Raw genomic sequence first — 514 nt, 5'->3', positions numbered from 1 at the left:
CTGGCCCCATCGCTGACCTGGCGGCCGTCGACGGACACCACCCTGACGTTGCTGACGCAGTACGCGACCAAGCGCGGCGGCACCTACACGCGGGCCCGCCCGGCCGTAGGCTCGCTGGTGCCGACGCCGGCCGGCACGCACATCCCGGCATCGCTGTTCGTCGGCGAACCCGGCTATGACTACTTCAACCAGACCCAGTGGATGGCCGGCTACGAATTGGAACACCGCGTCAGCGATGCGCTGACGCTGCGCCAGAACCTGCGCTACGGCCACCTGGACCTCGATTATTCGGCGGTGCAAGCCAGCGGCTATGCCAGCGTCAATGACGACGTCACGGATCCTGCCAACTACCAGGTGTTGCGGCGCTCGGCGTTCGGCAGCCGCGAACATATCGCCAGCTTCAACGTGGACAACCAGGTCCAGACCGACCTGAGTCTGGGCAATTGGCACCACCGCATCCTGGTGGGCGTGGACTACCAGCGCAACCGCATCGACCAGGTCAGCTTCAGCGGTG

The 514-nt window shown here is 66.0% G+C and carries 1 pseudogene; it reads left to right on the top strand.

Features of this window, described 5'->3' with window-relative positions:
• Window positions 1-514 (top strand): annotated as a pseudogene (locus RCF13_RS20270) (TonB-dependent siderophore receptor); the annotation flags it as partial.

The sequence above is a fragment of the Stenotrophomonas maltophilia group sp. RNC7 genome (genome assembly GCF_030910085.1).
In the GTDB taxonomy this organism is placed as follows: domain Bacteria; phylum Pseudomonadota; class Gammaproteobacteria; order Xanthomonadales; family Xanthomonadaceae; genus Stenotrophomonas; species Stenotrophomonas sepilia.
The sequence above is the reverse complement of the archived record's forward strand: the minus strand, read 5'-3'. Positions and strand labels throughout refer to the sequence as shown.